Source organism: Paraburkholderia sp. SIMBA_030 (genome assembly GCF_046535245.1).
Taxonomy (GTDB): Bacteria; Pseudomonadota; Gammaproteobacteria; order Burkholderiales; family Burkholderiaceae; genus Paraburkholderia.
In genome coordinates, this window is record NZ_JAWRXB010000232.1 from 1 (window position 1) to 317 (window position 317).

Annotated in this window: 1 protein-coding gene; it reads right to left on the reverse strand. The window is 65.9% G+C overall.

Annotated features, from left to right (window positions below; all coding sequences use genetic code 11):
* A partial coding sequence (locus tag SB772_RS39795) for an Ldh family oxidoreductase (protein ID WP_410838490.1) occupies window positions 1–308 on the reverse strand: 308 nt, incomplete at its 3' end.
* Between the last annotated feature and the right edge of the window lie 9 nt (window positions 309–317).

Below are 317 nucleotides of genomic sequence, written 5' to 3' on the forward strand. Positions count from 1 at the left end.
GTCAACACAATCCCCTCAGCAAGCGACTTAACCCGCGCCGTATAGCGGCGTTGCGAGGGAAGGCGAGCGCCCTGGCCAGCGATGGCCTCGAAGAGAACTTCGGCGCGGGCGAACGGGTCTCCGGCGCGACCTGATGCAAAGGCCCGTGGCGAGAAGGCAAGCACCAGTTCGCCGTGGCGCGGCGCCAGGGTCGTGGTGCCAAGATAGTCGAGCACTTCGGGGCTGGTGAGGTCGCCGATCATGATACCGGCCAGCAGTTCGACCATTGTGCTGATCGCCGAACCCTTATGGCCGCCGAAGGGCAGCATGGCGCCGGC